This window comes from Mycobacterium sp. NAZ190054, from assembly GCF_001545925.1.
Classification (GTDB): Bacteria; Actinomycetota; Actinomycetes; order Mycobacteriales; family Mycobacteriaceae; genus Mycobacterium.
In genome coordinates this window covers 1-5,319 of record NZ_LMVQ01000261.1, presented here as the reverse complement: position 1 = coordinate 5,319, position 5,319 = coordinate 1, and the positions used below count along the sequence as shown (strand labels likewise).

General features: G+C 70.4%; 6 protein-coding genes and 1 pseudogene. All 7 read left to right on the top strand.

What is annotated here, in order from left to right:
• Window positions 1–100 precede the first annotated feature (100 nt).
• Window positions 101–1,189 carry a GAF domain-containing protein gene (locus tag ASJ79_RS18070; protein ID WP_231750908.1) on the top strand — a complete coding sequence of 363 codons (1,089 nt, stop codon included), beginning with the start codon at window positions 101–103 and terminating at the stop codon, window positions 1,187–1,189.
• 141 nt (window positions 1,190–1,330) lie between these two features.
• A complete protein-coding gene (gene rplM / locus ASJ79_RS18065; protein WP_067957923.1) occupies window positions 1,331–1,774 on the top strand; it encodes a 50S ribosomal protein L13 in 444 nt (147 codons plus the stop codon).
• A gap of 98 nt (window positions 1,775–1,872) precedes the next feature.
• Window positions 1,873–2,268 (top strand): 30S ribosomal protein S9, encoded by a 396-nt coding sequence (rpsI, locus tag ASJ79_RS18060; protein WP_156448509.1) that lies wholly within the window; start codon window positions 1,873–1,875, stop codon window positions 2,266–2,268.
• Between the two features lie 344 nt (window positions 2,269–2,612).
• Complete coding sequence (locus ASJ79_RS18055) at window positions 2,613–3,128, top strand: hypothetical protein (RefSeq protein ID WP_067957916.1); 516 nt, start codon at window positions 2,613–2,615, stop codon at window positions 3,126–3,128.
• Window positions 3,129–3,269: 141 nt separating this feature from the next.
• Complete coding sequence (gene glmM / locus ASJ79_RS18050) at window positions 3,270–4,607, top strand: phosphoglucosamine mutase (protein ID WP_067957913.1); 1,338 nt, start codon at window positions 3,270–3,272, stop codon at window positions 4,605–4,607.
• A gap of 43 nt (window positions 4,608–4,650) precedes the next feature.
• Complete coding sequence (locus ASJ79_RS18045; RefSeq protein ID WP_067957910.1) at window positions 4,651–4,956, top strand: type VII secretion target; 306 nt, start codon at window positions 4,651–4,653, stop codon at window positions 4,954–4,956.
• Between the two features lie 286 nt (window positions 4,957–5,242).
• Window positions 5,243–5,319, top strand: a pseudogene (locus ASJ79_RS34870) (amino acid--tRNA ligase-related protein); the annotation flags it as partial.

Below are 5,319 nucleotides of genomic sequence, written 5' to 3'. Positions count from 1 at the left end.
GATCGCCGGGCTGGCGGCCGCGGCGCTGCACGGGGCGCCGTGGGTCGACGCCGACATCCCGATCGAGGTGACCGGGGTGAAGAGCCGTCCGCAGCGGGGCCTGATCATCCGTGCCGACGCGGTCGACATGTCGCTGCCGGGTGTCATCGCCGAGAGCTGGCGCCGCAGCCTCGGCCGGGGCGTCGACCCGAACCGTCAGGGCCCCCGGTCGGCGAGCGACAGCGTCCTGGAGAGCCTCCGTCGCGACAACCCGCTGACGCCGGCGATGCCGCTGATCCGGCGGCTCCTCGTCGACGACGCCGCCGAGTCCGGCTGCGTGGTGGCGGTCACCGACGTCAGCGGGACCCTGCTGTGGGTCGAGGGTGACCACCGTGCCCGCCGTAAGGCCGAGAAGATGAACTTCCTGCCCGGAGCCGACTGGAGCGAACGCAGCACCGGCACCAACGCGCCCGGCACCGCGCTGGTCCTCGGCCGCGAGGTGCAGATCCGCGGCTGGGAGCATTTCTCCCGGGTGGCCCAGCCGTGGAGTTGCACGGCCGCACCGGTGCACCATCCGACCACCGGGGTCGTCCTCGGTGCCATCGACATGACCGGCCACTCGTCCGCCGCGACGCCGCAGACGCTCGCGCTGGTGCGGGCGACGGCGCTGGCCGTCGGCAAATACCTGGCCGTGCGGCGGCTGACCGAGGGCGGCGCCGAGCCCGCGGACGGCGACGCGGGCGCGCGGCTGACCGTGCTGGGTGCCGAACGAGCCAGGTGGTCGGTGCGTGACGGCGCCGGCGCGATGCACACCAGCACCCTGTCCCCGCGGCACGCCGACATCCTGGTGCTGCTGACGCGACATCCGGAGGGGCTCAGCGCCGACCACCTGGCCGTGCTGCTCGACGACGACCTCGACGTGGTGTCGGTGCGGGCCGAGATGTCGCGGCTGCGGCGGGCGATCGGGGCGCGCTTCGTCGGCTCCAAACCGTACCGGCTGCTCGTACCCGTCACCAGCGATCTCGACCTCGTGTTGCGTGCCCTGGAGGCCGGCGACGTACGTCGCGCGCTGGATCTCTACACGGGGCCGCTGCTGCCCAATTCGGTGGCGCCCGGCATCGCCCGGTTGCGGGTCGAATCGAGTTCGGCGGTCCACGCCGCCGTTGTCGGCGCGGAGCACGTTTTGACCTGCGACGACACCCGCGGGTAAGCTGCCACGTTGGTGTGCGCCGGCCGTCCGGTCGCCGTCCGCCTCGGGTCCCCGCCGGTCGCCGAGGCATGTGAACGCGTACGCCTGACCGGCCCCCGGGTCACATCCCGGGATCCACCCGAGAAAGAGAAGGTAAGCGCTGTGCCTACGTACACGCCGAAGGCGGGTGACACCACGCGCTCGTGGTACGTCATCGACGCCACCGACGTGGTGCTCGGCCGGCTCGCCGTCGAAGCAGCGAAGCTGCTCCGCGGCAAGCACAAGCCGACATTCACGCCCAATGTCGACGGCGGTGACTTCGTCATCGTGATCAACGCCGACAAGGTCGCCATCAGCGGCGACAAGCTCAACAAGAAGTTCGCCTACCGCCACTCGGGTTATCCCGGCGGTCTGCGCAAGCGCTCCATCGGCGAGCTGCTGCAGAAGCACCCGACCCGCGTCGTCGAGAACGCGATCACCGGCATGCTCCCGCACAACAAGCTCGGCCGGCAGGTCCAGAAGAAGCTGAAGGTCTACGCCGGACCGGACCATCCGCACGCCGCTCAGCAGCCGGCCGTGTACGAGATCAAGCAGGTGGCTCAGTGACATCGGAAATTGGGACCGAGACCGAATACACCGACACCGCTGAGGTCGTCGAGACCGGCGACTACAGCGCCGAGGCCGACGTCGCTCACCGCGAGCCCGTGCTGATCGACCGTCCGATCCAGACCGTCGGCCGCCGCAAGGAGGCCGTGGTCCGGGTCCGCCTGGTGCCCGGCACCGGCCAGTTCAACCTGGACGGCCGGTCGTTGGAGAACTACTTCCCCAACAAGGTGCACCAGCAGCTCATCAAGGCGCCGCTGGTGACCGTCGACCGCCTCGAGCAGTTCGACATCTACGCCCACCTCGATGGTGGCGGCCCGTCCGGGCAGGCCGGTGCGCTGCGCCTGGCCATCGCCCGCGCGTTGATCCTGGTTCAGCCGGAGGACCGCCCGGCGCTGAAGAAGGCCGGCTTCCTCACGCGTGACCCGCGTGCCATCGAGCGCAAGAAGTACGGACTGAAAAAGGCCCGCAAGGCGCCTCAGTACAGCAAGCGCTGATCGATCCCGTCCCGGCGCCCGGTCTGCTCGCGATGCGAGCGGCCGGGCGTCAGGCGTTTCCGGAGAACTCGCGGGGGAACGTCGGGAGGAAATCGCCCGAAATGGCGGTGCGGAGAAATGTGGTCTGTCACACATCGGCCAATTCAGGAAATGTTCCTGGCCCGATAAGCGTGGTGGACGCCGAAATAGTTAATTAGGCACACAGTGGGGTCCGCTTTCGCTGGGCGGAGCGGTTTGAATTCGGCCGATGGGGTACGTAACCCTCGAAATCTGGAGCCGGGGCGCCCCCACGGCGTCGGCGAGACTCTCTTGCCGGTGGCTCCATGAACGCAAAGGAGTGATTGATGACCTTCGTCAAGAACGCCGCAGCGGGTGCTGTCCTCGGTGGATCGCTGCTCTTCTCCGTCGGCCTCGGCGCGGCGCATGCCCAGCCGGCGGAGCCCGCACAACCCGCTCAGGCCGCCGACGGCCTCGTGAACCTGGCGATCGGTGAGGTCACCCTCGCCGAGGGCGTCACCGTGGACAGGGCCGCCGCCGCGGCCGCCGCCATCTGCGCCGCCGTTCCGGCCGATGTGCTCACGACCGCGACGCAGGTCGACGGCGACGGCGTCCAGCAGACGGTGTGCTCCGGTCTGCCGGGCGGTGACCTCGTGGTCGCCCAGAACGTCGCCGCGCCGGCTGCTCCGGCGGAGTCCCCGGCACCACAGGCCCCGGCGGAGGAGTCCCCGGCGCCGGAGGCCCCGGCCGAGGAGCCTGCGACTGAGGGCGAGAGCGGCACCGGCGAGGGTCTCGGGGCTCCTGAGGGCACCGGCGCGGGCGAGGACGGCGACTCGCCGCTGCCCAGCGAGAACGAAGGGTAGTCAGATCTTCCCTCCTCACCGCCCGCATCCGTGACAGGTTGCGGGCGGTGAGCCGTTTTCGAGCCGGCGGCACGACTGCGGCGTGGATAATCACGCCGAGGCAATTGGCTCGGGAGCCCAGACCTGTGAGAGGTTGTCACGATGGCTCGACTGTTCGGCACCGATGGGGTGCGCGGCGTCGCCAACCGTGAGCTGACCGCCGAGCTGGCGGTGGCACTCGGTTCGGCGGCGGCCCGGCGACTCGGCAGGACCGGAGAGAATCGCAGACGGGTCGCCGTGGTCGGGCGTGACCCGAGGGCCAGCGGGGAAATGCTGGAAGCCGCCGTCATCGCCGGGATCGCCAGCGAGGGCGTGGACACGCTGCGGGTCGGCGTGCTGCCGACACCCGCCGTGGCGTATCTGACCAGCGCATATGACGCCGACTTCGGGGTGATGATCTCGGCGTCGCACAACCCGATGCCCGACAACGGCATCAAGATCTTCGGGCCCGGCGGGCACAAACTCGACGACGCCACCGAGGACCGTATCGAGGAACTGGTGCAGCAGGGCCCGGGCGCACGTCCGACCGGTGCGGGCATCGGCCGCGTCCTCGACGGCGAGGACGCGCTGGAGCGTTACCTGCGCCACGTCGGCAAGGCGGCCACCACCCGGCTCGACGCGTTGACCGTGGTCGTCGACTGTGCGCACGGCGCGGCGTCGGATGCGGCGCCGCGCGCCTACCGCGCCGCCGGGGCCAACGTGATCGCCATCCATGCCGAACCCGACGGCCTGAACATCAACGACGACTGCGGCTCGACCCACATGCAGGCGCTGCGCTCCGCGGTGGTCTCCTACGGCGCCGACCTCGGGTTGGCCCACGACGGCGACGCCGACCGGTGCCTGGCCGTCGACGCGCACGGGCGCATCATCGACGGCGACGCGATCATGGTGGTGCTCGCCCTGGCGATGCAGGAGGCCGGCGAACTGACCTCCGACACCCTGGTCGCCACCGTGATGAGCAACATGGGGTTGCATCTGGCGATGCGGTCGGCGGGCATCGACGTGCGCACCACCGGCGTCGGAGACCGCTATGTGCTGGAGGAGATGCGTGCCGGGCAGTTCGCACTGGGCGGCGAGCAGTCCGGGCATATCGTGCTGCCGGGCTTCGGCACCACCGGTGACGGCATCGTCACGGGTCTGCGGCTGATGGCCAGGATGGCCCAGACCGGCCGCAGCCTGGCCGCACTGGCCGAACCGATGCAGACTCTTCCACAGGTGCTCATCAACGTCGCCGTCGCCGACAAGGCGACCGTCGCCGACGCTCCGTCGGTACGGGACGCGGTCGCCAGCGTCGAGGCCGAGCTCGGTGACACCGGCCGGATTCTGTTGCGTCCCTCCGGAACCGAACAGGTGGTCCGGGTCATGGTGGAAGCCGCCGACGAGGACACTGCGCGGCAGCTGGCGGTGCGCGTGGCGGAATCGGTCAGCGCAGAGAGCTGAAAACCGCGGGAACCGGTCGGGCCCGGCCGGCGTCCAATCTCATATGGGAACTTCAGGCGCGGCCCGCGTCGACACGGTGGCGGTGCGCGCGGTCGCGCGTGAGTACGAGACGGCGGCGGCGATCCTCGACGCCACCGTGCGCACCCGGCTGAGCGGTCTCGAGTTCGGTGGCGCGGCGGCGGGACGCGCTCACGTCGCACACGGTGATGCGTTGCGCGACAAGCTGTTCGACGTGGTGACCACGCTGCGCCAGTGGTCGCGGGCAGCCGAGGAGATCGCGGCGGCGCTGCGGGCTTCGGCGGATCGCTACCAGGGCGCCGACGCCCGCGCCGCCGAGCGGGTGGGGTAGCGGCGATGGCCGAGAGCTTCGATGCCGCAACACGTCTGGCGCAGGGTCTGCCCGCAGTCGACACCGTGCAGCAGTATGTGTCGGCGTGTCGCCAGCTCGGTTACCATCACCCCGATCTGACGACGCACGAGACCCAGCTGCGTGACTGGTACGGCACCGAGGACGGGATGGATCTGTCGGTGCTGCAGCATGACTGCGTGGCGCTGGAGGACGCGGTGCGCGCGGCACGGGACGCGCTCGCGATCCAGGACCGGCAGCTCGCCGAGTTGTCCGCGGCGTGGCAGGGCCCGCACGGCTGCAGCCCGGTTCGTTCTATGCGCTGCCGCAGAGCCCTCAGTTGTTCAAGCAGCTGCTGATGGTGGC